General features: G+C 67.1%; 27 protein-coding genes. 11 read left to right on the top strand and 16 right to left on the bottom strand.

Annotated elements, in window-relative coordinates; genetic code table 11:
- Positions 1–107: 107 nt before the first annotated feature.
- The 6 genes from IEV99_RS23180 to hslV form a co-directional block, all read right to left on the bottom strand.
- The gene (locus IEV99_RS23180) at positions 108–671 is read right to left on the bottom strand and encodes a NifU family protein (RefSeq protein WP_188520203.1); all 564 of its coding nucleotides are present in this window, start codon (positions 669–671) and stop codon (positions 108–110) included.
- Between the two features lie 120 nt (positions 672–791).
- Complete coding sequence (locus tag IEV99_RS23175) at positions 792–1301, bottom strand: universal stress protein (protein ID WP_244644029.1); 510 nt, start codon at positions 1299–1301, stop codon at positions 792–794.
- 61 nt (positions 1302–1362) lie between these two features.
- Entirely contained in the window at positions 1363–2403 is a 1041-nt protein-coding gene (gene trpS / locus IEV99_RS23170) for a tryptophan--tRNA ligase (RefSeq protein ID WP_188520202.1), read from the bottom strand.
- Positions 2404–2480: 77 nt separating this feature from the next.
- The gene (gene murJ, locus IEV99_RS23165) at positions 2481–4055 is read right to left on the bottom strand and encodes a murein biosynthesis integral membrane protein MurJ (RefSeq protein ID WP_188520201.1); all 1575 of its coding nucleotides are present in this window, start codon (positions 4053–4055) and stop codon (positions 2481–2483) included.
- A 48-nt stretch (positions 4056–4103) separates the two neighbouring features.
- On the bottom strand, positions 4104–5408 hold the full coding sequence (gene hslU, locus IEV99_RS23160) for an ATP-dependent protease ATPase subunit HslU (protein WP_188520200.1): 1305 nt from the start codon (positions 5406–5408) through the stop codon (positions 4104–4106).
- A 39-nt stretch (positions 5409–5447) separates the two neighbouring features.
- Positions 5448–6005: an ATP-dependent protease subunit HslV gene (hslV, locus tag IEV99_RS23155; protein ID WP_188520199.1), complete on the bottom strand. Its 558-nt coding sequence runs from the start codon at positions 6003–6005 to the stop codon at positions 5448–5450.
- A 195-nt stretch (positions 6006–6200) separates the two neighbouring features.
- On the opposite strand from hslV, the gene hisB reads away from it, so the two are divergent.
- From hisB to coaA, 7 genes are read left to right on the top strand one after another with little or no spacing between them, the layout of a single operon-like run.
- Positions 6201–6788: an imidazoleglycerol-phosphate dehydratase HisB gene (gene hisB, locus IEV99_RS23150; RefSeq protein ID WP_188520198.1), complete on the top strand. Its 588-nt coding sequence runs from the start codon at positions 6201–6203 to the stop codon at positions 6786–6788.
- 47 nt (positions 6789–6835) lie between these two features.
- A complete protein-coding gene (locus IEV99_RS23145; protein WP_188520197.1) occupies positions 6836–7336 on the top strand; it encodes a DUF2628 domain-containing protein in 501 nt (166 codons plus the stop codon).
- The gene (hisH, locus tag IEV99_RS23140; protein WP_188520196.1) at positions 7333–7983 is read left to right on the top strand and encodes an imidazole glycerol phosphate synthase subunit HisH; all 651 of its coding nucleotides are present in this window, start codon (positions 7333–7335) and stop codon (positions 7981–7983) included. The genes IEV99_RS23145 and hisH overlap by 4 nt, the downstream gene beginning before the upstream one ends.
- Positions 7971–8729: a 1-(5-phosphoribosyl)-5-[(5-phosphoribosylamino)methylideneamino]imidazole-4-carboxamide isomerase gene (gene hisA / locus IEV99_RS23135; protein WP_188520195.1), complete on the top strand. Its 759-nt coding sequence runs from the start codon at positions 7971–7973 to the stop codon at positions 8727–8729. The genes hisH and hisA overlap by 13 nt, the downstream gene beginning before the upstream one ends.
- Positions 8722–9495 (top strand): imidazole glycerol phosphate synthase subunit HisF, encoded by a 774-nt coding sequence (gene hisF / locus IEV99_RS23130; RefSeq protein WP_188520194.1) that lies wholly within the window; start codon positions 8722–8724, stop codon positions 9493–9495. Before hisA ends, hisF begins: the two co-directional genes overlap by 8 nt.
- A complete protein-coding gene (locus IEV99_RS23125; RefSeq protein ID WP_188520193.1) occupies positions 9492–9815 on the top strand; it encodes a phosphoribosyl-ATP diphosphatase in 324 nt (107 codons plus the stop codon). The genes hisF and IEV99_RS23125 overlap by 4 nt, the downstream gene beginning before the upstream one ends.
- Before the next feature lie 30 nt (positions 9816–9845).
- Positions 9846–10808 (top strand): type I pantothenate kinase, encoded by a 963-nt coding sequence (coaA, locus tag IEV99_RS23120; RefSeq protein WP_188520192.1) that lies wholly within the window; start codon positions 9846–9848, stop codon positions 10806–10808.
- Between the two features lie 75 nt (positions 10809–10883).
- On the opposite strand, the gene IEV99_RS23115 is transcribed toward coaA, so the two are convergent.
- From IEV99_RS23115 to IEV99_RS23095, 5 genes are all read right to left on the bottom strand, one after another.
- Positions 10884–11882 carry an adenosine kinase gene (locus tag IEV99_RS23115; protein ID WP_188520191.1) on the bottom strand — a complete coding sequence of 333 codons (999 nt, stop codon included), beginning with the start codon at positions 11880–11882 and terminating at the stop codon, positions 10884–10886.
- Positions 11883–11936: 54 nt separating this feature from the next.
- Positions 11937–12308, bottom strand: coding sequence for a helix-turn-helix domain-containing protein (locus tag IEV99_RS23110; protein ID WP_188520190.1), 372 nt, complete (start codon positions 12306–12308; stop codon positions 11937–11939).
- Positions 12305–12802: a Smr/MutS family protein gene (locus IEV99_RS23105; protein ID WP_371875823.1), complete on the bottom strand. Its 498-nt coding sequence runs from the start codon at positions 12800–12802 to the stop codon at positions 12305–12307. The genes IEV99_RS23110 and IEV99_RS23105 overlap by 4 nt, the downstream gene beginning before the upstream one ends.
- A 74-nt stretch (positions 12803–12876) precedes the next feature.
- Positions 12877–14067 carry a murein transglycosylase A gene (mltA, locus tag IEV99_RS23100; protein WP_188520188.1) on the bottom strand — a complete coding sequence of 397 codons (1191 nt, stop codon included), beginning with the start codon at positions 14065–14067 and terminating at the stop codon, positions 12877–12879.
- A 13-nt stretch (positions 14068–14080) separates the two neighbouring features.
- The gene (locus tag IEV99_RS23095) at positions 14081–14788 is read right to left on the bottom strand and encodes a Tim44/TimA family putative adaptor protein (protein ID WP_188520187.1); all 708 of its coding nucleotides are present in this window, start codon (positions 14786–14788) and stop codon (positions 14081–14083) included.
- 256 nt (positions 14789–15044) lie between these two features.
- On the opposite strand from IEV99_RS23095, the gene secB reads away from it, so the two are divergent.
- On the top strand, positions 15045–15527 hold the full coding sequence (secB, locus tag IEV99_RS23090; RefSeq protein ID WP_188520186.1) for a protein-export chaperone SecB: 483 nt from the start codon (positions 15045–15047) through the stop codon (positions 15525–15527).
- Between the two features lie 65 nt (positions 15528–15592).
- Here the strand turns inward: secB and dnaQ are convergent, their stop codons facing one another.
- Genes dnaQ through IEV99_RS23065 form a run of 5 tightly spaced genes read right to left on the bottom strand, consistent with a single transcriptional unit; the run spans position 15593 to position 19253 of the window.
- Positions 15593–16318 (bottom strand): DNA polymerase III subunit epsilon, encoded by a 726-nt coding sequence (dnaQ, locus tag IEV99_RS23085; protein WP_188520185.1) that lies wholly within the window; start codon positions 16316–16318, stop codon positions 15593–15595.
- 27 nt (positions 16319–16345) lie between these two features.
- Positions 16346–16957, bottom strand: coding sequence for a dephospho-CoA kinase (coaE, locus tag IEV99_RS23080; protein WP_188520184.1), 612 nt, complete (start codon positions 16955–16957; stop codon positions 16346–16348).
- Complete coding sequence (locus tag IEV99_RS23075) at positions 16954–17799, bottom strand: shikimate dehydrogenase (protein ID WP_188520183.1); 846 nt, start codon at positions 17797–17799, stop codon at positions 16954–16956. The genes coaE and IEV99_RS23075 overlap by 4 nt, the downstream gene beginning before the upstream one ends.
- Positions 17796–18419 carry a Maf family nucleotide pyrophosphatase gene (locus IEV99_RS23070; protein WP_188520182.1) on the bottom strand — a complete coding sequence of 208 codons (624 nt, stop codon included), beginning with the start codon at positions 18417–18419 and terminating at the stop codon, positions 17796–17798. The genes IEV99_RS23075 and IEV99_RS23070 overlap by 4 nt, the downstream gene beginning before the upstream one ends.
- A 3-nt stretch (positions 18420–18422) precedes the next feature.
- A complete protein-coding gene (locus tag IEV99_RS23065; RefSeq protein ID WP_188520181.1) occupies positions 18423–19253 on the bottom strand; it encodes a pyruvate, water dikinase regulatory protein in 831 nt (276 codons plus the stop codon).
- 403 nt (positions 19254–19656) lie between these two features.
- Between IEV99_RS23065 and hemE the strand changes: the two genes are divergently transcribed.
- The 3 genes from hemE (at position 19657) to rho (ending at position 22620) form a co-directional block, all read left to right on the top strand.
- Positions 19657–20727, top strand: coding sequence for a uroporphyrinogen decarboxylase (gene hemE, locus IEV99_RS23060; RefSeq protein ID WP_188520180.1), 1071 nt, complete (start codon positions 19657–19659; stop codon positions 20725–20727).
- Entirely contained in the window at positions 20724–21149 is a 426-nt protein-coding gene (gene hemJ, locus IEV99_RS23055) for a protoporphyrinogen oxidase HemJ (RefSeq protein ID WP_188520179.1), read from the top strand. The genes hemE and hemJ overlap by 4 nt, the downstream gene beginning before the upstream one ends.
- 205 nt (positions 21150–21354) lie before the next feature.
- Positions 21355–22620, top strand: a complete 1266-nt coding sequence (rho, locus tag IEV99_RS23050; RefSeq protein WP_188520178.1) for a transcription termination factor Rho — start codon at positions 21355–21357, stop codon at positions 22618–22620.
- The last annotated feature ends 37 nt before the right edge of the window (positions 22621–22657 follow it).

Raw genomic sequence — 22657 nt, 5'->3', positions numbered from 1 at the left:
GCGGGTCAGCCCACGGCTGACTTCAGCATCCCGGACAAGATAAGGGCCGCTCCCGAGGGAGCAGCCCGTTCGTGTGCAAACACCTGTTTGTGCGGATGCAATACGGCTCACACGGCCTGAACCTCGCGCACGTCCGGGAGGAAGTGGCGCAGCAGGTTCTGGATGCCATGCTTCAGGGTCGCGGTGGATGACGGGCAGCCCGAGCATGAGCCCTTCATGGTGAGATAGACCACACCCTCGCGGAAACCCTTGAAGGTGATGTCGCCGCCATCGCCTGCAACGGCCGGGCGAACGCGCGTTTCGAGCAGTTCCTTGATGGTCTCCACCGTGGCGGCGTCCGCCTCGTCAAAGAACTCGTTGTCGGAGCCGTCCGCGGCCGGCTCGGCCTGGCCCTCGAACAGCGCCTCACCGGACATGAAGTGTTCCATGATGGCGCCGAGGATCGCGGGCTTCAGGTGCGCCCAGTCGCCCTCGCCTTTCGTCACGGTGACGAAATCCGAGCCATAGAACACGCCAGTCACGCCCGGAACCGCGAACAGGCGGCGAGCGAGCGGCGAGCGCTCGGCGGCGCGCGTGTCGCGGATGTCGAGCGTGCCTTCCGGCATGACGCTACGGCCGGGCAAGAATTTCAGCGTGGCGGGATTTGGCGTGGCTTCGGTCTGGATGAACATCGGGATCTCCTCGCACTCACGGGTTCAAGGCCCGCGGCGCAACCCGCCGGAACGCCCGGCGACACACGAATACCTAGCACGATATGTGGTTCGCCGCAGGCCCGGAATCAATCCGGAGGCTTACGCAAGCGCATCGATATCGGCGTCCGCAAGCGCGCCGGGCACGATCGCGATCGGGATCGGAAAGGACGCGGCGGCGCCCGCCAGATTGGTGACCAGCGGCCCGGGGCCGTCCGATCCGGCGCCGGCGGCCAGAACCAGCAGCGAGATGTCCTCGTCTTCCTCGATCAAGGTCAGGATCTCGTCCGCCTTGACTCCCGTCCGGACGGCCTTTTGCGGATCGATGCCCGCAATCGCGCGGGCGCGGGCCGCTGCATCCTCGAGCATCCGGCCAGCCTCCTCGGCGGCCTCGGCCTCCATGAGCGAGCCAACGCCGAGCCAGTGCTGGAAGTCGGCCGGACTGATCACCGCGAGCAGAAGAAGATCGGCTCCGACGCGCCCGGCGCGGCGCGCCGCGAAATAAAGCGCCCGCCCACATTCGTCCGTGTCGTCGATCACGACAAGAAACTTGGGCCGGTGTCCGGCCTCGTAGGACCGTCGGGGCTTCAGCGCCATGCGGCTGGTTTCCATCAGGGCCGGTTCGCCTATGCTTGCAGGCTGCGCGCCGGCCCGCAAGGGCTCCGCCGCCGGCTCAGCGGCGGCGAATAAAGCCCACGATGTCCTTCACGGCGTCCATGTTGGGACGCGCGATTGCGCTGGCGCGCTCGGCGCCGTCGGCCAGCACCGAATCGATATAGGCTGGGTCCGCGGTGAGCCGCTTCATCTCTGCCCCGATGGGCCCGAGCTTGGCGACCGCGAGGTCCACCAGCGAGGCCTTGAAGGACGAGAACTGCGCGCCGCCGAATTCGGCCAGCACGTCAGCGCGGCTGCGCTCCGCCAGGGCGGCGAAGATGCCGACAAGGTTCTGCGCCTCCGGACGCTTTTCAAGCCCGGTTTCCTCGGACGGCAGCGGCTCCGGGTCGGTCTTCGCCTTACGGACCTTCTGGGCGACCGCGTCCGCGTCATCCGACAGGTTGATGCGCGAATAGTCCGACGGGTCGGATTTCGACATCTTCTTGGAGCCGTCGCGCAGGCTCATTACCCGCGTCGCCGGACCCTGGATGAGGGGCTCGGGCAAGGGGAAGAAGCCTTCGCCGTGGCCGGCGGCCGCGATCGAGGCGGCGTAGTCATTGTTGAACTTCTGAGCGATGTCGCGGGCGAGCTCAAGATGCTGCTTCTGGTCCTCGCCGACCGGAACGTGCGTGGCCCGGTAGACCAGGATGTCGGCCGCCATGAGGCTCGGATAGGCGTAGAGGCCCAGCGAGGCGTTCTCACGGTCCTTGCCGGCCTTCTCCTTGAACTGCGTCATGCGGTTCAGCCAACCGATGCGGGCCACGCAGTTGAACACCCAGGCGAGCTCGGCGTGCTCGTGCACCTGGCTCTGGTTGAACACGATGTGACGCTTGGGATCGACGCCGGCCGCCAGAAAGGCGGCCGTGACTTCACGAATCTGCGCGGTCAGGGCCACCGGGTCCTGCCAGACCGTGATGGCGTGCATGTCGACGACGCAATAGATGCAGTCATGGCTCTGCTGCAGCGCCACGAATTTCGTGATCGCTCCAAGATAATTGCCAAGATGCAGGTTTCCGGTCGGCTGGACGCCGGAAAACACGAGGGGTTTGAAGCCCGCCATCGTCTTTTATCTCCCAAGTCGGCGCGCTTATGGCGGCTTCCCCCAGCGCGCGCAAGGAAAAGCATGCGGAGCCCCGCTCAGGCCTGCGGCTTGCGCCAGTTCCTGGCCCCGCAGGCCAGCAGGATGGCCGCGTAAACGAGCGCTCCGCCGCCGCACATGGCCGCAAGCGCGACACCCCGGGTCCAGATGGGCGCCGCGATGTCGAGCCACGGCCCGGCGGCGGCCCGGGCGAGGACGACAACCGCCGCCATGGCGCCGGCGGCGAAAGCCACCGCCGTGCAATGCCGGGCGAACCTTGCGCCGGGGCGCCACCAGTCGGCTGTGCGCAACGCCCATGCGAGCACGAGAGCATCCACCCAGGCCCCGACCGACACCGCCGCCCCGAGGCCGGCGACGCCGTAGGGCGCGCGCAGCGCGAGCCCAACCAGGATGGTCGCCGCAAGCGCGGCCAGCGCGCCCAGCAGCGGCGGGCGACTACGCTCCACCGCCAAAAAAGGCTGGGCGAGCACGCGTGCGATCGCGGCGGCGGGCAGACCGAGGCTCAAGCCCGCGATCGCGGCCGCGACCGCGGCCGCGTCGGCGCCGCTGAAAGCCCCTCGCTCAAACAGGACGCTGCTGATCGGCAGGCTCAGCACCGCAAGGCCCGCGGCGGCCGGTAGGGCCAGAAGGAGGGCCAGCAGTATGGCTTGGTCCATCAAAGGCCCTACCGCGTCGGTATGGCCGGCCCGACCCAGCCTGACCACCTCGTTCAGGAGAACGACGCCTGCGCCGGCGGCCACGAACCCGAGCGGCAGTTGAAAAAGACGATCGGCATAATGCAGATGCGCCAGGGCGGCGGGCTGGTCGGACGCCAGGTACATCGCCGCAAGGATGGAAAACTGCGCGGAGGCTGCGGTTGCGAGCCCCGGAACCGCAAGAGCGATGGCTTGGCGCAAGGCCGGCGATCGAGTCGGCCACGAAAGGATCGGGCGAGCGGAGCCGCGAAGCAGGGGGATCGACACAAAGGCGAGTTGAACCGCGCCCGCTAGTGAGACAGCGGCAGCAACCGCGAAGGTGGCCTGCGCGCCCGAAACAGGGCTCTGCGCCAAGCCGAACAACGTAACCACCAGGATGCCGTTGATGGCGGCCGGCGCCAGCGCGGCCCACCTCAGGCGACCTTCGGCGGCGAGGAGCGCGGCCAACAACGCCGAGAGCACCGTGGCGGGGACGAGCGCGAGTGTCCACCGCAACAGGTGCACGGAAAGGTTCAGCCGCTCAGGATCATTCCCGAAACCACCTGCGAGCGCGAGAACGATCCAGGGCGCCAGAAGCTCAGCAAACGCGAACGCGACCGCCACGGCCAGCGAAAGCGCAACGATCGATTCGCCGGCGAACCGACGAGCGCTTTCATGCCCGGTCTCGGCGGCGACCCGTGCGTAGACGGGCGTGAACGCGCCGTTGACGGCCCCTTCGCCGACAACGCGACGCAGCAGGTTGGGGACCCGCAGCGCCACCAGAAGCGCATCCGCGGCCGGACCTGCCCCCAAAAGGGCGGCGATCAAAACATCCCGGACGAAACCGAGGATGCGGGATGCTCCCGCGCCTGCGCCCACTACGGCGGAATCGCGCGCGATTGTGGCGGCAGGCGGGCGTTCGGCGGCGGTGGTCGTCATGGCGGGACCGAAACAGGTTCGCTCCCGCCATGCAAGGCGGAGCGGCGCCTAGAGGATGAAGCGGCTCAGGTCGGCGTTGCGGGCGAGGTCGCCCACGGCATTTTCCACATAGGCGCCGTCGATCACGATGGTTTCGCCGGAGCGGTCGGGCGCGGTGAACGAGATGTCGTCCAGGATGCGCTCCATCACGGTCTGCAGGCGGCGGGCGCCGATGTTCTCCACGGAGCCATTCACCTCCACGGCGACGCGCGCGATGGCCGAGATGGCCGTGTCGGCGAAGTCGAGCGTCACGCCCTCGGTGGCCATCAAGGCCACGTACTGCTTCACGAGGCTCGCCTCCGTGTCGGTCAGGATGCGGCGGAAGTCGTCCTCGTTCAGCGAGCTGAGCTCCACGCGGATAGGCAGGCGGCCCTGCAACTCGGGCAGGAGGTCGGACGGCTTGGAGACGTGGAAGGCGCCGGACGCCACGAACAGCACGTGATCGGTCTTCACCGGGCCGTGCTTGGTGTTCACGGTGGTGCCCTCGATCAGGGGCAGCAGGTCGCGCTGGACGCCTTCGCGAGACACGTCGGCGCCGCCGCGGTTCTCGCGTCCGCAGATCTTGTCGATCTCGTCCAGGAACACGATGCCGTTCTCCTCGACGTTCCGAATCGCCTCCGAGACGATCTGGTCCTGGTCGAGCAGCTTGTCGCTTTCCTCGGCGACAAGCGGCTCGTAGGCCTCCTTCACGGTGGTGCGGCGCGTCTTGGTGCGGCCGCCCATCTTGCCGAAGATGTCGCCCAGCGAGATCGCCCCCACGGACGCGCCCGGCATGTTGGGCAGCTCGAACATCGGCATGCCGGACTGGCCCTGGGCGAGCTCGATCTCGATTTCCTTGTCGTCCATCTCGCCGTCGCGCAGCTTGCGGCGGAAGCTCTCGCGGGTGTTGGGGCTCGATCCCGGCCCGACCAGCGCGTCCAGCACGCGGTCCTCGGCGGCCTTGTGGGCGCGGGCGCGCACATCCTTGCGGCGGGTCTCGCGCACGAGCCCGATGCCGATCTCCACCAGGTCACGGACGATCTGCTCGACGTCGCGGCCGACATAGCCGACCTCGGTGAACTTGGTGGCCTCCACCTTCAGGAAAGGCGCATTGGCGAGCTTGGCGAGGCGGCGGGCGATCTCGGTCTTGCCGCAGCCGGTGGGGCCGATCATCAGGATGTTCTTGGGCAGGACCTCCTCGCGCATCGGGCCTTCCAGCTGCTGGCGGCGCCACCGGTTTCGCAGCGCGATCGCGACGGCGCGCTTGGCGTCGCGCTGGCCGACGATGAAGCGATCGAGTTCGGAAACCGTCTCGCGTGGCGAAAAAGTGCTCATGTTTCGTTCTGCCCTGTGGGGGAAGCAGGCTGGACCGGCTCAGACCGCGTCCAGGCTCTCGATGGTGAGGTTGCCGTTCGTGTAGACGCAGATGTCGGACGCGATGCCGAGGCTCTTGCGGACGATCGCGTCGGCGTCGAGATCGGTGTTCTCCAGCAGCGCGCGGGCGGCCGACAGCGCGTAGTTGCCGCCCGAGCCGATCGCCATCACGCCGTCCTGCGGCTCCAGCACGTCTCCCGCGCCGGACAGCACCAGGCCGACCTGCTTGTCGGCGACCAACATCATGGCCTCGAGCCGTCGCAGGATGCGATCCGTGCGCCAATCCTTGGTGAGCTCCACGCAGGCGCGCATGAGCTGACCGGGGTACTGCTCGATCTTGGCCTCGAGCCGCTCGAACAGCGCGAACGCGTCAGCGGTGGCGCCCGCGAAGCCGACGATCACGTCGCCCTTGCCGAGCCGCCGCACCTTGCGGGCGTTCGACTTCATCACGGTCTGGCCGAGGCTCACCTGGCCGTCGCCGCCGATCACGACCTTGCCGCCCTTGCGCACCATCAGGATCGTCGTGGCGCGCCAGCGCCCGTCATCGTGTTCAGCCATGGGATCTTCCGGAGTTTCGCCCCACCACACATAAGGGTTGCGGACGGCCGGTCCAATGGGCGCCCGCCGGCAACCATGCTGCGTGAGCGCGTGCTCACGAAACATGCAGCAGAGTGGCGTTCAGGCACGCGAGTTGCTAGAAGCGGCCCGGTGGGCGACCCTTTCTTCCCTCCAGAGCCCGCGGGAGTTCACGCCATGCGTTCGGCGAGCGTGTCGCGCAAGACGGCCGAGACGGACATCTCGGTTAGCCTGAGCATCGATGGAACCGGCGAAGCCCGGATCGCGACCGGCGTGGGCTTCTTTGACCATATGCTCGAGCTCTTCACGCGCCACGCCCTGTTCGACGTCACGGTCTCGGCCAAGGGCGACCTGCATGTCGACCAGCACCACACCGTCGAGGATGTCGGCATTGCGCTGGGCCAGGCTTTCGCGAAGGCCTTGGGCGAGAAGCGCGGCATCCGGCGCTACGCCGCCGCTCACCTGCCGATGGACGAGACGCTCAGCCGCGTTTCGATCGACATCTCGGGCCGACCGTTCCTGGTGTTTCGCGCCGAATTCACACGCGACAAGATCGGCGAGTTCGACACGGAACTCGTTCGCGAGTGGTTCCAGGCTTTCGCGACCAACGCCGGGATAACCCTGCATGCCGAGACCCTGTACGGCGACAACAACCACCATATCGCCGAGAGCCTGTTCAAGGGTCTGGCGCGCGCCTTGCGTGAGGCATGTGCGGTGGATCCCCGCGAAGGCGAGCGCGTGCCCTCCACCAAGGGCGCGCTCTGAGCGCAGTTGATCCTGCGCGCGCGCATGCAATTGGGAAATGGCGCCTTATGACGACCTATTCTGTGCACCTTCCGGCCGAGGCGGCTCCGGGCTCCCCGGAAGGCCTCGATCGCGCGATCCTGGTGAAGGACGGCTTTCATTGGACCGCGCTGGTGTTTCCGCTGCTGTGGCTGCTGTTCAACCGGCTCTGGTGGGCGTTTCTGGCGTTCGTCGTCATCACGATGGCGGTGGTGTTCCTGGGGCGCGCGGCCGGCCTGAGCGAGACCGCGATTGCGACGCTCGACATCCTGATCGGCCTTTTCGTCGCGATCTCGGCGCCTGACCTGAAGGCCTGGGGCCTCGCGCGGCGCGGATACGCGATCGCGGACGTGGTGACAGGCTCTTCGGCCGACGACGCGGAGCGCCGGTTCTTTGACCGGTGGCTGTCGCGCGCCACGCCGGCGGCCAGCAGCGCCCGCCCAGCCGGCCAAGCGCCCGCGCAGGGTTATGCGTCACGGCCCCAGCCGCAGGTTCTCGGGTTGTTTCCCGATTCCGGGGCGGTGCGATGAGCATCGCGATCATCGACTACGGGTCAGGCAACCTGCACTCGGCCCAGAAGGCGTTCGAGCGATCGGCGCGCGAAGCAGGCCTCGACACGCCCGTGCTCCTGACCTCCGATCCGGAGGCCGTGCTTCACGCCGAGCGGATCGTGCTGCCGGGCGTGGGAGCCTTTGCGGATTGCCGGGCTGGCCTCGACGCCGTTCCGGGCATGGTGGACGCCCTTGAAGAGGCCGTGCGCCGTCGGGGCAGACCCTTTCTGGGCATCTGCGTGGGCATGCAGCTGATGGCGAGCCGAGGGCTCGAATACGTCACCACGGCTGGCCTCGGCTGGATTCCGGGCGACGTCACGCTTCTGCAGCCCAGCGATCCGACGCTGAAGATCCCGCATATGGGCTGGAATACCCTCGATGTCCGGCGTGAGCACGCCCTGCTGGCCGGGATCCCGACCGGGCCGGAGGGATGGCACGCCTATTTCGTGCATTCATACCATCTCGCGGCGGCCGACCCTTCGCTGGTGGTCGCCGAAACCGAGTATGGCGGTTGGGTCACCGCCATGGTGGCGCGCGACAACATGGCGGGGGCGCAGTTCCATCCCGAGAAGAGCCAGAAGCTCGGACTGGCGCTCATCGCGAATTTCCTGAGGTGGCGTCCGTGATCCTGTTTCCCGCAATCGACCTGAAGGAGGGCCGCTGCGTGCGGCTCGTGCAGGGCGACATGGCGCTCGCGACCGTGTTCAACGACGACCCGGCCGCCCAGGCTGCGGATTTCGAAGCGCAGGGCTTCGAATGGCTGCACCTCGTGGATCTGGACGGCGCCTTCGCGGGCCGGCCGGTGAACGCCCAGGCGGTGGAGGCCATTCTCGGCCGCGTGAGCCTTCCGGTGCAGCTCGGGGGCGGCATTCGCGACATGCGAACCGTCGAGGGCTGGCTCGCGAGCGGCATCCGGCGCGTCATCATCGGCACGGCTGCGGTCCGCGATCCGGACTTCGTGCGGGAGGCGGCGCGTCGCTTTCCGGGCCAGATCGCGGTCGGCATCGACGCCCGGGACGGTCGCGTGGCCGTGGAGGGTTGGGCTCGCCTGTCCGAGATGTCCGCCGAGGACCTCGGCCGCAAGTTCGAGGACGTCGGCGTTGCGGCCCTTGTCTACACCGACATCGCGCGCGACGGCATTTTGACCGGCCTCAACATCGAGGCGACGCTCGCGCTCGCCAAGGCGGTGAGCATTCCGGTGATCGCGTCGGGCGGGCTGGCGTCCATCGACGATGTGCGCCGCATGCTGGAGCCCGATTGCGCCGTGCTGGAGGGGGCGATCTCGGGCCGCGCGCTCTATGACGGGCGGCTGGACGCCGCGGAGGCGCTCAAGCTGATCCTCGCCGCACGGGGGAGAACCCCCAATGCTTAAGGTCCGCGTCATCCCCTGCCTGGACGTCAAGGACGGGCGCGTGGTCAAGGGCGTGAACTTCGTCGGGCTGCGCGACGCCGGCGACCCGGTGGAGAGCGCCATCGCGTATGACGCGGCCGGGGCGGACGAGCTTTGCTTTCTCGATATCACGGCCAGCCACGAGCGGCGCGGCACGCTGATCGACGTGGTCACCCGCACGGCGGAGGCCTGCTTCGTGCCGTTGACGGTCGGCGGCGGCGTGCGGACGGTCGAGGACATTCGTGCCCTTCTGCTCGCCGGGGCCGACAAGGTCTCGATCAACACCGCAGCCGTCACGGACCGGAATTTCGTCCGTCGGGCGGCCGAGAAATTCGGCGTGCAATGCATCGTGGTGGCGATCGACGCCAAGCGAGTCTCGGGTCCGGACGAAGATCCGCGCTGGGACATCTTCACGCATGGGGGCCGGACGGCGACCGGCATCGACGCAATCGCGTTCGCGGAGGAGGTCTGCGAGCTGGGCGCGGGCGAAATCCTGCTGACCAGCATGGACCGCGACGGCGTGAAGACCGGCTACGACGTGGCGCTCACGCGCGCGGTGGCGGACGCCGTGCCGGTCCCCGTGATCGCGTCGGGCGGGGTCGGCAATCTCGACCACCTCGTCGAGGGCGTGCGCGAGGGGCATGCGAGCGCGGTGCTCGCCGCCTCGATCTTCCACTTCGGCGAATACACGGTGCGGCAGGCCAAGGAACGGCTCGCGGCCGCCGGGCTGCCGGTGAGGATGGATTGATGGCGTTTACGCTGAACGACCTGGACAGCTATCTGGCCGAGCGCGCGAAAGCGTCGCCGGAGGAATCCTACACCGCCAAGCTGCTCGCCAAAGGGCCGTCCCACGCCGCCAAAAAGTTGGGCGAAGAAGCCGTCGAAGCCGTGATCGCAGCCGTTGAGGGCGACGTTCATGCGTTGAAGATGGAAAGCGCCGACGTTTTGTATCATCTCTTAGTCGTGCTTCGCGCGAGAGGCTTGTCGTTGCAGGATGTCCTCGACGAGCTCGCCCGCCGGACCGCGCAAACCGGGCTCCAGGAAAAGGCGTCACGCCCCCAAGGCTGACGACCCACCAAGCCCCGCAAAGGAGCGCGCATGAACGAGCGCGTCACGCCAGCGCCGGACGAGCTCTCGCCCTACCGCGTCTTCTCGCGGGACGAGTGGGCGGCCCTGCGCGCCGATACGCCTCTGACGCTGGGCGTCGAGGACCTGATCAAGCTGCAATCGCTGCACGACCCCATCTCGCTCGAGGAGGTCGTGGCGATCTACCTGCCGCTTTCGCGGCTGCTGTCGTTGTACGTCGCGGCCACCCAGGGGCTGTTCAAGGCCACGCAGCGCTTCCTCCTCGCGGAGGACGGCAAGATGCCATACGTGATCGGCATCGCGGGCTCCGTGTCGGCCGGCAAGTCCACCACCGCGCGCGTTTTGCGGGCGCTGCTGTCTCGGTGGCCGAACACCCCCAAGGTCGATCTCGTGACCACCGACGGCTTCCTGCTGCCCAACGCCGTGCTGCAGCGTGAAGGCCTGATGGAAAAGAAGGGTTTTCCGGAAAGCTATGACGGGCTGGCGCTGACGCGTTTTCTGTCGCAGGTGAAGGCCGGCGAGCGGAAGGTGAAGGCGCCCGTTTATTCGCACCTGACCTACGACGTGATGCCGGACGAGTTCGTGACCGTCGACCGGCCGGACATCCTGATCGTCGAGGGCCTCAATGTCCTGCAGCCGAGCCGGCTGTCGCGCGAAGGCAAGACGGTGCCATTCGTCTCCGATTATTTCGATTTCTCGGTTTATCTCGACGCCGAGGAAGACCTTCTCGAGAAATGGTACGTGTCCCGCTTCATGACGCTGCGCCAAACGGCGTTCCGGGACCCGCGATCGTTCTTCAAGAAATATTCCGAGTTCACGGACGAGGAAGCCGAGGCCACCGCCAAGGCGATCTGGCATCGGACCAATCTGCCGAACCTGCGCGACAACGTCCTGCCAACCCGGCCGCGCGCCAGCCTGGTGCTGACCAAGGGGGCGAGCCATCGCATCGAGCAGGTCGCGCTGCGAAAGCTCTGAAGCTGTGATTGTTTCACGTGAATCCGGAGATGCGGCGCGGCCCACCCCGTTTGTTTCACGTGAATCCGAAAGCGCTCAGAGCACGCCGTTGTCGCGCGCGAGGTCCAGCAGGCTCACCTCCGGACGGGCGCCGACATGCTGGATCACTTCGGCGGCCGCGAGCGCGCCCATGCGGGCGCAGGTGGTCGCTTCCAGGTCGCGCGCGAGCCCAAACAGGAAGCCCGCCGCGAAGAGGTCGCCCGCCCCGGTGGTGTCCACCAGGTTATCGATCGGGAATGCGTCGACCGCCTGCGTTTGCTCGCGGGTGACGATAAGGCACCCTTCCTCCGACCGGGTGACGACGCCCAGAAGGTTCTCGTCACGGAACGCCGAGACCGCGGTGGCGAAGTCAGCCGTCTGGTAAAGGCTCTTCAGCTCGCTCTCGTTCGCGAACACGATGTCGAGCGCGCCCGTGCGCATTAAATCGAGGAACTCGTCGCGGAAGCGGTCGACGCAGAAGCTGTCCGACAGCGTCAGCGCAACCTGGCGGCCTGCCGCATGCGCCAGCTGGGCTGCGCGCCGGAACGCCTGCTTGGCCTGGTCGCGATCCCAAAGGTAGCCTTCCAGATAGACGATGCTCGACGCAGCCACGACGTCCGGGTCCACGTCCTCGGGGCCGAGGTTCTGGCAGGCGCCCAGATAGGTGTTCATGGTGCGCTCACCGTCAGGCGTCACCAGGATGAAGCTGCGGGCCGTGGCCGGGCCGTCGGTGGACGGCGCGGTCGGAAAGTGGACGCCAATCGAGCGGATGTCGTGGGTGAAAAGGCCGCCGACTTCGTCGTTCTTGACCTTGCCGATATAGGCGCCACGCCCGCCAAACGACGCAACCCCGACGATCGAGTTGGCGACCGAGCCGCCTGAAATCACGGTTGCGGGGCCCATGGCGGAAAACAACCGCTCGGCCTCCGGCTCTTCGATGAGTCTCATCGAACCCTTGTGCAGCTGGTTCGCAAGAAGGAACGCCTCGTCGGTGCGGGCCAGCACGTCCACGATGGCGTTGCCGAGGCCGAGGACGTCATAGAGCGGTGCGGTCATGAGGCGGCGTTCCTGAATGGCGGTGCGCCCGTGTGGGGCAAGGCGCGGGCGGGGTCAAGGTTTGGCGCGGGCCTGAACGGCCGCGAGGATGGCCTCGATGCCGGCGATGTCGTCGGCGTCGAGACGCGCGACCATGCGGGCGAAGCGGTTGGCGAGGCGTGTCGCGTCCGGCGAGAGTCCGGCAGTGTCTACCGTGACACGCGGATGGGAGACGTCGGCCAGGCGTAGGAGCTCCTCGGCGTCGTCCCAGATGATGTTGAAATAATGGATCACCCGCTGCACGAATCCCCAGTTCGGCCGACCCCGGCGACCGTGCTCAAGGGCGGAGAGGTAGGTCGGGGTGACGCCCAAGGCTTCGGCCATGTCCTTCAGCTGGACGCCGCGCTCGGCGCGGAGTTCGCGCAGACGCGCGCCGAAGGGCGTCATGGCGCACCCGGCCCACGCTGGCGGCGCATCCGGATATAGAGCGCTCCCGCGCCGCCGTGATGGGCGGCCGCCTCCTCGAAACCAACCACGAGGGGGCGCAGATCCGGCAGCCGCAGCCAGTGCGGGACCGTCCGCCTCAGCACGCCGCGTTCTTCGAACAGCCCACCCCGTTCGGAGGGGCTTCCGCCCTTGCCGGTGACGACAAGAACCACGAGGTGGCCCTGCGCCTGGGCGCGGTGGAGAAAGCCACGCAGCGCGTCGTGAGCCTCGGCCTGGCGCATGCCGTGCAGGTCGATCACGGCCTCGATCGCATGCGAGCCGCGCGACAGCCTTTGCCGGAGGCGGCGTTCAAGGGGCGCCAGCGGCGCAATGGGCGGAGGCGTGGGCTTCGGCTTGACGAGTGCGCCGGACGCTTTCGTGGCCTCGCTCGGCGGCGGCGGTGGCGTAGCCGGCTCCGGGAGAGGCGGAGCGACCACCGGCGCTTGGCCGGGCATGGGGTTCACGTGCCGCGTGACCTGCGCCCAGAGGGCGACTTCATCGCTGGTGAGGGATCGTCGCCGCCGGTGGGTCACGGCCGGGCTTTCGGGAGCAGGACGACGAAGCGGCCCCTGTGGCGCACGAGACCGGCCTGCCGGCCGGCTTCGGCCCCGGAGCCCAGGAAAATGTCCGCTCGCGCGGCGCCCAGAATGGCCGAGCCCGTATCCTGCGCGGTCATGAGGCGCGTGAAGGGCGAGCCCGTCGCGGACGACAGGTCCGCGTCGATCCAGAACGGCAGGCCGTAAGGCCAGAGCGAACGGTCGACCGCAATGGAGCGCCCGGGCGTGAGCTCGACCGAGGCGGCGCCGGTCGGGCCCTGGTCGGGGCGCATGCCCTTGCCAAGCGCGAAGAAGATGTAGGAGCGGTTCAGCCGCATGATCCTACGGCCGTCGTCCGGGTGGTCGCGAAGCCAGGCTTTCAGCTTTTCGAGCGTCATCTCCTCGAGGGTCATGTGCCCCTCTGTCACGATCACCTTGCCGATGGAGGTGTATGGATGACCGTTGCGCCCGGCATAGACCAGGCGGCGCAGCTTGCCGTCCGGAAGCCGGACCCGCGCGGAGCCCTGCACCTGCGCGAGGAAGAGCCCGACCTCGTCTCGGACATAAAGGAGTTCGAGCTTGCGGCCGTTCAGGGCGCCGCCCCAGATCTCGGCCCTATCCGGATAGGGCTCGAGCCCGGCGGCCGTCTTCCGCGCCGCCGTGAGGCCTCCGGCAAGTCCCGGAACGCCGCCCGGATAGGAAGCGAGATCGTCGGGCCGGGCCAGAACTGGAACAGGGAACCGCTCGGTGCGGGTCAGCGAGCCCTCCATCTCGGGCTCGTAATAGCCCGTGAGGAAGCCCTGCCCTTCCGCAGGGGTAATCTCGTGAGGCTGGAACTCGCGCTCGAAGAACGCCCGGGCGGCGGCGCCGGCCGGCTGGCCAAGCGCGAGCGCGCGCCGGCATATGTCGACCAGCGCGGGGTCGGGGGGAAGCCCGGGCCGGAGCGACGCCCCGGCGTTGGCGACGGGCTTGCAGGTTTTTGCGAAAGCCTTGAACGCGGCTGCGTGGTCGTCCGCCCGCCATCCGGCGAGCGCCGCAAATGCGAGCGGCTTCAGCGTGGAGCCGCCAGGGCCGGACCGAACCGGCAGATCAACGGTCGACATCGCGAGGGTCTCGGGGCGAGCCGTGGACGGCAGCAGCGCGAGCACCAGGGTCGCCGCGCGGGCGAGCGCGCGCAGCCGCATCCCGGGCACGTCGTCAGTGCCCGGCTTCGGTGGCGACGAGCTTCCAATTCGGATCGCGGGAGCCTGCCTCGCGGGCGAAGGTCCACACATCCGTAACGTCGACGACCTTGGTCGAATCGCCGTCGATCACCGCGCCGGTCTGGTCCTTGGTGGCGGTGATCAGCTTCGAGACGAAGCGCACCGTGACCTGGGCGGTCCGGCCGCGCAGTTGCGCGTCCACATACTCGGCCTTGTCGATGGACACGAAGGTGGTCTCGACCTTTTCGCCGCGCTTCTCGCGCTCCGTGATCGCGCTGACGAAGCCCTCGTAGACGTCTTTGGACAGGAGATCCTTCAGCGATTTGCGATCGCCGCTCGCGAAGGCGGTCACGATCATCTCGTAGGCCGACTTGGCGCCCTCCCGGAACACCCTGGGGTCGAAGCCGCCATCCGCGGCCGCGATGGCGTCAAAGCCTGCCGCAAGCGGAGTTGCGTCCTCCGCGTAGCCCTGCCAGCGATCGGGATCGTGCTGCCCCATCGGCGGAGCCGCGGCTTCCTCGGGCCCGCGATCCAGGCGAACGACGTTAGAATCGTTGGCGGGCGACGGCGCCTGAGGCGCCCTGCGCATCACCGGCGGTCGCTCGTTGCCGGTGCGCGTTCCCAGGACCGAGCGAAGACGCCAGATCACGAAGACCGCCAAGGCCAGGAAAATGATGGTCGTGAGGTCGAAGGAGTCCTGCATCGTCTCGTCGTCTCGCGCCGCCTCGGCCCCGCGCCGAAATATCGGGTTCCCTTCTATATGGACCGTCCTGCGCTGGACTTCCACCCGCGGGCGTGGCGAAGCGCGCAGGCGCAAGCCGGCGCGCGAAGGTGCGAAGCCGCAGGCGCTTCTTGTGGGGCTCGCCTTTCCGTGTTAGCCCGCGCGCCGAAGAGCCGTCGCAAGCCGGCCATCGCTTAACGGATCGGGGGCCAAGGCAGGGCCTCCAGAGGAGAACCCCATGGCCAACGGAAACGGCGCCGCCGGCGCTCCCGAGCAGGACATTTCGCCCTCGCTCAACGCGCTCGCGCAGTACATCAAGGATTTCTCGTTCGAGAACCCGAACGCCCCGCGCTCGCTGACCCCGCAGGCGAACCCGCCCCAGATCTCGATCTCGGTGAACGTCAACGCCAAGCAGATCGCGGATGCGGACTACGAAGTCGAGCTGACGCTCGAGGGCAAGGCCGGCGAAGCGCCCAACCTGCTGTTCAGCTTCGAGCTGATCTATTCCGGCATTTTCCGCGTGCAGAACATCCCGCAGGAGAACGTTCATCCGGTGGTGATGATCGAGTGCCCGCGTCTGTTGTTCCCGTTCGCGCGCCAGATCGTCGCCGACGCCGTGCGCAATGGCGGCTTCCCGCCCCTGTTTATCGACCCGATCGACTTCGCGGCGCTGTTCCGCCAACGCATCGCCGAAGTTCAGCAGCAGCCGGCGAACGCCTAACCCTTCGCCCAACGACGAGAAAAGCCGGCCCTTGAGGCCGGCTTTCATGTCGGAACACCCTCGCGTCAGGAAGCAGCCTTTGCGGCATCCTGCTCGGGCAGGTAGCGCCGCCAGACGATTTCGCCCTTGAGCGTCGCGATGAAAGCCTCATGCGCGGCGGCCTCGGCGGCGGTGAGGCGCGAGGGGAGCGGCTCGGGACGCACCAGCGATCCGCGTCGCGCGGAGGCGCGCTCCACCGCGGTCTTCACGCCGGCGGCGACGAGGCCCAGCGTAGTCTGACGCCCGCCCAGCAGCTCGACGTAGACTTCCGCCAGGATCTCGGCGTCCAGCAGCGCGCCATGCTTGGTCCGACGGGAGTTGTCGATGCCGAAGCGAAGGCACAGCGCGTCGAGGCTGGCGGGCGCAAACGGAAACTTGCGCTTGGCGATCGCGAGAGTGTCGACCACGCGTCCCTGGTCGATGGGGCCATGCCCGAGTCGACCGAGCTCGGCGTTCAAAAAGCCGATGTCAAAGGCCGCATTGTGGGCGACCAGCTTGGCGTCGCCAATGAAGTCCACGAACGCGTCCGCGATTGCGGCGAACACGGGTTTATCGGACAGAAACTCGCTCGAGAGCCCGTGCACCGCGAAGGCGCCCTGCGGCATGTCCCTCTCGGGGTTGATGTAGACGTGGAAGTTCTGCCCCGTCGGCATGTGGTTCAGGAGTTCGACGCAGCCAATCTCGACGACGCGATCGCCTCCAAGCGGGCTCAGGCCCGTGGTTTCCGTGTCGAAGACGATCTCGCGACTCATCGGGCGCCTTTGCCGTTTTCCCGCCGCTCACCGCTGCGTCGCGGCGGAGCCAATCCGTCCCGCGCAGGCGCGGACCACGTCCTGAACGCCGCGCCTCGCAGCGTCGAAGCCCTGGCTCGTATCGAGAACCCAGTGCGCCCGGGCGCGCTTTTTCGAATCGGGCAGCTGCTTCGCCAGAATGGCCTCGAAGCGTTCTTCAGTCATGCCCGCGCGAGCGAGCACGCGTTGCTTTTGCACAGAAGCCGGTGCGCTCACCACCAGCACCGCGTCGCAGCGCCGGTCTCCGCCCGTTTCCAGGAGCAAGGGCACGTCGAGAACGATCAGTGCGGCGCCGGCGGCCATGCACTTCCGGACAAAATCCGTCTCCGCCTGGCGGACGAGTGGGTGGACGATGGCTTCCAGGCGCTTGAGCGCGGCCCCATCAGCCAGGACGATCTTTCCGAGCGCTTCGCGATCGACGAGGCCGAGTCTCGTCGTCCCCGGAAATGCAGCCTCGATGGGGGCCGCGGCCGCTCCTGCGTAGAGGGCATGGACCGATGCGTCAGCGTCGTGCACCGGAACGCCGGCTTCCCTGAAAAAACCTGCGGTCGCGGACTTGCCCATGCCGATGGAGCCCGTGAGGCCGAGGATAAACGTCACCGGGCGCTCCGGGCGAGATCGTCCACGATCAGCTGCCGCAAGGCGGGCGTCACCTCCGGGCGCTTGCCGAACCAATGCTCGAAGCCAGGCGCCGCCTGGTGGAGCAGCATGCCGAGGCCATCCACCACAGGGTTGCCCCGCCGGCGGGCCTCGGCGAGCAGCCTGGTTTCAAGCGGGATGTAGACGGCGTCTGTCACGACGGCGCCAGGCTTGAGCCCTTCGAGCGATATGTCGAGCTCGGGCTGGCCGCTCATGCCCAGCGACGTGGTGTTCACGACCATGTCGGCGCTTGGCACCAGTTGCGAGACGGCGTCCCAGCGCGAGGCCTGGACGCGCTTGCCGAAAAACTCGGCCAACTGCTCGGAGCGATCGCGCGTGCGGTTAAGGATGGTGACCAGCTCGACCCCACGATCGAGAAGCCCCGCCACGATGGCGCGCGCCGCGCCACCGGCTCCCAGCACGAGCGCGTGCGCTGTGCGGGAGGCCCAACCTGGCGTTTCGGCATCCAGGCTTGCGACGAAGCCGAGAATATCGGTGTTGTCGCCGTGGAGCACGCCGTTCTCAATCCAGACCGTGTTCACAGCCTCGAGCGCCCGCGCCCTGTCTGTAAGCACGTCCATGGCGCCGAACGCGGCCTCCTTGTGCGGCACCGTGACATTGCAACCCACATAGCCGCGGGCCTGCAGGGTCTGCAAGAACCCGACAACGTCTTCGGGGCGAACCTCCTCGCAACCGTAGGAGCCTTCGAGGCCAAGCGTGCGGAGCCAATGGCCGTGAATGAGAGGCGAGCGCGAATGCTTCGCGGGCCAGCCGACGATGCAGGCGCTGGGAACGGCGGTCACTGTGGGACGGCTCCACTTTGCCGAAAGAACGCGAGTAACTGAATCAACGGAAGCCCCAGAATCGTGAAGTGATCCCCCTCGATGGCCTCGAAAAGATGGATCCCAAGGCCTTCAAGCTGGTAGGCGCCGACGCTCGCGAGAGGCGATTCGCCGGCCGCGTCCAGATAGCGCGCGATCATGTCTTCGGACAACGCGCGCATGGCGAGGCTCGCGGACGTGACAGTCTGGAACAACACGGCCTCATCCCGCATCACGACCGCGGCCGAGTAGAGCTCGTGACGGCGCCCCGACAGGCGGCGGAGCTGCTCGGCGGCCTCCTCCCGGTCGACAGGCTTGTGGAACGGCTCGGCCCCGCACGCGAGCGTCTGGTCACCCCCCAGCACCATGCGGCCCGGGCGCAACCGCGCCACCGCGCCGGCCTTGCCGCGGGCGAGCGCCAACGCGGTCTCGCCAGGATCAGCCCCGCCAGCCTGGGCTTCCTCTTCGAGCGCGCGCTCGTCGATATCGGCCGCCATGGCCTCGAGGGGAATGCCGGCAGCCGCCAGAAGCGAGATCCGGGCGGCGCTGCGGGACGCGAGAATCAGCGGATCTGGATCCGCCCAAAGGTTCGACGCCGGCATGCGCTACTCCACGATAAACCGAAGCCGATGGCGCTTCAGGTGGTCCATGATGGCGGCCGCGGTTTCCTCAATGGAGCGTCGCGTCACGTCGATGATGGGCCAGTTGTGACGCGCGCACAGCTTGCGCGAGAGCGCGATCTCTTCCGTAACCGCAAGCTTGTCGACATAGGGGCTCTGGTCGGACGCATTCAGCGTCAGCAAACGGTTTTGCCGGATCTGGACGATCCGCTCGGGTGACGCGACCAGGCCGACGATCAACGGATGCTTGACGCTCTCGATGCCGGGCGGGAGCGGGATACCGGGGACAAGCGGGATGTTGGCGGTTTTGACCCCACGGTTGGCGAGATAGATGCTGGTCGGCGTCTTGGAGGTGCGGCTCACCCCGATGAGGATGATGTCGGCCGATTCCAGATCCTCCGGTAGTTGCCCGTCGTCGTGCATCATCGTGTAGTTCAGGGCGTCGATGCGCTTGAAATAGTCGCCGTTCAGGACGTGCTGAGCGCCCGGCCGATGCGTCGAAACCGTTCCGAGGTAAGACTGGAACATGCTCAGCACCGGATCGAGCACCGAAAGGCACGGGCAGCCGAACTCGCGGCACGCTTCCTCCAGCCGGCCGGCCAGTTCGGGCTCGACCAGCGTGTAGAGCACCATGCCGGGCGCCGCTTCGAGCTCGCCCAGCACGCGATCAAGCTGCGTGGAGGTCCGCACCAGCGGGTAGACGTGCTCGATCGCCGAGATGCCCTGATATTGGGCGGCCGCCGCGCGGCTGACCGCGATCAGGGTTTCGCCCGTCGCATCCGAGACGAGGTGAAGATGGAAATAGCTGCGCCCCAAGGTTGGGATCCTTTGACCCAGACGATCCACAGCCCTGTGGACGGCTGTGAATGGCGTGGAGAGATCGACCTGTCTGGCCAGGCCCTGGGGACAATGTCGCAAGTCGGGGGGCGCCGATCAACAGACGATCCGGCCGGGGATGGAATAGCCCGCCTGTTGACCACAGCGGTGGACAGAGACGACCGGCATGGTCGCCGCTCCAGCGTCGTTAGCACTGGAGGGCCTGCCAAACCCTTAATGAATCGTTAACGCCACACCACCTCGGGCGTCCTCGCCAGCCGGATGGAATTCTTGGCGATGGGGCCGGCAAGCTGTGTGCGACCTGTGGAGCAATTGGCGTTCCGCAGGCGGGCGGTCTAAGAGAAGGATCAAAATAAAGAGTCTTAGAAAAAGGTATTTAGAAGTGACCTCCTCTCCCCTCTCGGGCGAAAAGCCGTCGGCGGGCGGCAAGCCGCTTCTCCGGGTCCTGGCTGGCGAGACCTTGCCTCGGCCTCCGATCTGGATCATGCGGCAGGCAGGTCGCTACCTGCCGGAATACCGGGAGCTTCGCGCCACCGCGCCGTCCTTCATGGATTTTTGCTATTCGCCTGCGAAAGCCGCCGAAGCGACCATGCAACCGATCCGGCGGTTCGGCTTCGACGCTGCGATCCTGTTCTCGGACATCCTGGTCGTCCCCGATGCGCTGGGGCAGCCGGTGACGTTCGCCGAAGGCGAGGGACCTCGCCTGCACCCGATCACGCTCGACGGCGGTCTTTCGCGGCTGTCGGACGAGATCGACCTGGAGCGGCTGGGACCGGTCTTCGAGACCATCGAGCGGGTCAAAGCGGGGCTGGGTGCGGAGACGACCTTCCTGGGCTTCTGCGGGGCTCCCTGGACGGTGGCGAGCTACATGATCGCCGGCAAGGGCACGCCCGAACTCGCGCCGTCCCGGCTGCTGGCCTACCGGGATCCGGAATTCTTGACCGCGCTGATCGACCGGCTCGTGGACGCGTCTATCCGCTACCTCGTGCGGCAGTTCCAGGCGGGCGTCGATGCGGTGCAGATCTTCGAGAGTTTCGCGGGCGCCTTGACGCCTGCCGGCCTCGAGCGTTGGTCGTTGGGACCGATCCGGCGGATCGTTGACGGCGTCCGGGCGCAGGTCCCTCATGCGCGGATCATCGTGTTCGCGCGCGCGTCCGGCCCGGGCCATCGCCTTGTTGCGGAGAGAACCGGCGCCAACGCGGTGGCGCTAGACTGGGCCGTGAACGGCGCCTGGGCGGCTTCCCAGGTGCAGTCTCTCAAGCCCGTGCAGGGCAATCTGGACCCCCTCGCGGTGGTGGCGGGCGGCGCTGCGCTGGAAGACGGGGTGCGGGACGTGCTGAGCACTTTCGGGGGCGGACCGCACATCTTCAATCTCGGCCACGGCATCGTGCCGGAAACGCCGGTCGAGCATGTGGGGCGGCTGGTGAAGCTGGTCCGGGGAGAGGTCGCGTGAGCTACGACTGGATCAAGGCGCTGCACGTCATCGCGATCATCGCCTGGATGGCCGGCATGCTCTATCTACCCCGGCTCTTCGTGTACCACGCGGACGCCGTGAAGGGATCGGACAAGTCCGAGACCTTGAAGCTGATGGAGCGGCGTCTCCTGAAGGCGATCATCAATCCGGCGATGATCGTCGCGTGGATCGCCGGGCTCTGGCTCGTGTGGCAGGGCGGCTGGTGGAAGGCGGGCTGGTTCCACGGCAAGTTCGCGCTCGTGCTGCTGATGTCCGGCGTTCACGGAATGCTGTCGCGCTACGTCAAGAATTTCGCGGCCGATCGAAACGAGAAGCCGGCCCGCTTCTATCGAATCCTCAATGAAGTCCCCACCGTGTTGATGATCGGGATCGTCATCCTGGTGATCGTCAAGCCGTTCTGAGGCGAGAACGGCTGGGACTTGTGCTGAGGCGCAAAACGCGTTATCGCTCGAACGCCTCCCCAAGCAGTGGTTTGGTCTTCCTCGTGGCTCGGTTTCCCGACGCCCCGGCCGACCCCACTCCCGGAACCGATGCATTCGGTCCCACGTTTTTCTCACCCACCGCTCGCAGACGCCCGGTCAGGGCCGCGACTCCCAGGACATACCCATGCGGGAAATAAAGCTCCAGGACCTCAAGGCGAAGTCCCCGACGGAGATGCTCGCCTTCGCGGAGGAGCTGCAGGTCGAGAACGCCGGCACCATGCGCAAGCAGGAGCTGATGTTCGCAATCCTCAAGCAGCTGGCGTCCAACGAGGTTGAGATCATCGGCGAGGGCGTTGTCGAGGTGCTGCCTGATGGGTTCGGCTTCCTGCGCTCACCTGATTCGAACTACCTGGCCGGCCCGGATGACATCTATGTCTCGCCGTCCCAGATCCGGCGCTTCGGCCTGCGCACCGGCGACACGGTCGAAGGGCAGATCCGCAGTCCCAAGGAAGGCGAGCGCTACTTTGCGCTGCTGAAGGTCAACACGATCAACTTCGAGGACCCGGACAAGGCACGGCACAAGGTTAACTTCGACAACCTGACGCCGCTCTACCCGAACGAGCGCCTCAAGCTCGAGATCGAGGATCCGACCCGCAAGGATTTCTCGCCGCGAATCATCGACATCGTTTCGCCGATCGGAAAAGGCCAGCGCGGCCTGATCGTCGCGCCGCCCCGCACGGGTAAAACCGTTCTGCTCCAGAACGTGGCGCAGTCGATCACCACGAACCATCCCGAGTGCTACCTCATCGTGTTGCTCATCGACGAGCGGCCCGAGGAGGTGACAGACATGCAGCGCTCGGTGCGCGGCGAGGTCGTGTCGTCGACGTTCGACGAGCCGGCTTCGCGGCACGTCCAAGTGGCCGAGATGGTCATCGAAAAAGCCAAGCGCCTTGTGGAGCATGGCCGCGACGTCGTGATCCTGCTGGACTCGATCACGCGCCTGGGCCGCGCCTACAACACCGTGGTGCCTTCTTCCGGCAAGGTGCTGACCGGCGGCGTCGACGCCAACGCGCTTCAGCGTCCGAAGCGCTTCTTTGGCGCCGCCCGCAACATCGAGGAAGGCGGCTCGCTCACCATCATCGCTACGGCCCTGATCGACACAGGCAGCCGCATGGACGAGGTGATCTTCGAGGAGTTCAAGGGCACCGGCAACAGCGAGATCATCCTAGACCGCAAGGTGTCGGACAAGCGCGTGTTCCCGGCGCTCGACATCACCCGGTCCGGCACCCGCAAGGAAGAGCTGCTCGTGCCGCCGGACGTGCTCAAGAAGATGTACGTCCTGCGCCGCATTCTCAATCCGATGGGCACCGTGGACGCGATCGAGTTCCTGCTCGACAAGCTCCGGCAAACCAAGACCAATTCGGATTTCTTCGACTCGATGAACACCTGATCGGGTCAGTGTTGATTCGGCTCTGAAACGACAGGCG

It is taken from the genome of Alsobacter metallidurans, from assembly GCF_014636935.1.
In the GTDB taxonomy this organism is placed as follows: Bacteria; Pseudomonadota; Alphaproteobacteria; order Rhizobiales; family Beijerinckiaceae; genus Alsobacter; species Alsobacter metallidurans.
This window is presented reverse-complemented; position numbering and strand designations above follow the sequence as displayed.

Bases quoted from the DNA above. Each gene is read 5' to 3' on its own strand.
- secB (WP_188520186.1), top strand. From the start codon at position 15,045: ATGGCCAACGGAAACGGCGCCGCCGGCGCTCCCGAGCAGGACATTTCG.
- IEV99_RS23110 (WP_188520190.1), bottom strand. From the start codon at position 12,308: ATGACGCCCTTCGGCGCGCGTCTGCGCGAACTCCGCGCCGAGCGCGGC.
- IEV99_RS23175 (WP_244644029.1), bottom strand. From the start codon at position 1,301: ATGGAAACCAGCCGCATGGCGCTGAAGCCCCGACGGTCCTACGAGGCC.
- hisF (WP_188520194.1), top strand. From the start codon at position 8,722: ATGCTTAAGGTCCGCGTCATCCCCTGCCTGGACGTCAAGGACGGGCGC.
- IEV99_RS23070 (WP_188520182.1), bottom strand. From the start codon at position 18,419: ATGCCGGCGTCGAACCTTTGGGCGGATCCAGATCCGCTGATTCTCGCG.
- coaA (WP_188520192.1), top strand. From the start codon at position 9,846: ATGAACGAGCGCGTCACGCCAGCGCCGGACGAGCTCTCGCCCTACCGC.
- IEV99_RS23180 (WP_188520203.1), bottom strand. From the start codon at position 671: ATGTTCATCCAGACCGAAGCCACGCCAAATCCCGCCACGCTGAAATTC.
- IEV99_RS23115 (WP_188520191.1), bottom strand. From the start codon at position 11,882: ATGACCGCACCGCTCTATGACGTCCTCGGCCTCGGCAACGCCATCGTG.
- murJ (WP_188520201.1), bottom strand. From the start codon at position 4,055: ATGACGACCACCGCCGCCGAACGCCCGCCTGCCGCCACAATCGCGCGC.
- IEV99_RS23145 (WP_188520197.1), top strand. From the start codon at position 6,836: ATGACGACCTATTCTGTGCACCTTCCGGCCGAGGCGGCTCCGGGCTCC.
- IEV99_RS23105 (WP_371875823.1), bottom strand. From the start codon at position 12,802: ATGCCCGGCCAAGCGCCGGTGGTCGCTCCGCCTCTCCCGGAGCCGGCT.
- hslV (WP_188520199.1), bottom strand. From the start codon at position 6,005: ATGGCTGAACACGATGACGGGCGCTGGCGCGCCACGACGATCCTGATG.
- mltA (WP_188520188.1), bottom strand. From the start codon at position 14,067: ATGCGGCTGCGCGCGCTCGCCCGCGCGGCGACCCTGGTGCTCGCGCTG.
- hslU (WP_188520200.1), bottom strand. From the start codon at position 5,408: ATGAGCACTTTTTCGCCACGCGAGACGGTTTCCGAACTCGATCGCTTC.
- hisH (WP_188520196.1), top strand. From the start codon at position 7,333: ATGAGCATCGCGATCATCGACTACGGGTCAGGCAACCTGCACTCGGCC.
- IEV99_RS23095 (WP_188520187.1), bottom strand. From the start codon at position 14,788: ATGCAGGACTCCTTCGACCTCACGACCATCATTTTCCTGGCCTTGGCG.
- dnaQ (WP_188520185.1), bottom strand. From the start codon at position 16,318: ATGAGTCGCGAGATCGTCTTCGACACGGAAACCACGGGCCTGAGCCCG.
- hisB (WP_188520198.1), top strand. From the start codon at position 6,201: ATGCGTTCGGCGAGCGTGTCGCGCAAGACGGCCGAGACGGACATCTCG.
- trpS (WP_188520202.1), bottom strand. From the start codon at position 2,403: ATGGCGGGCTTCAAACCCCTCGTGTTTTCCGGCGTCCAGCCGACCGGA.
- rho (WP_188520178.1), top strand. From the start codon at position 21,355: ATGCGGGAAATAAAGCTCCAGGACCTCAAGGCGAAGTCCCCGACGGAG.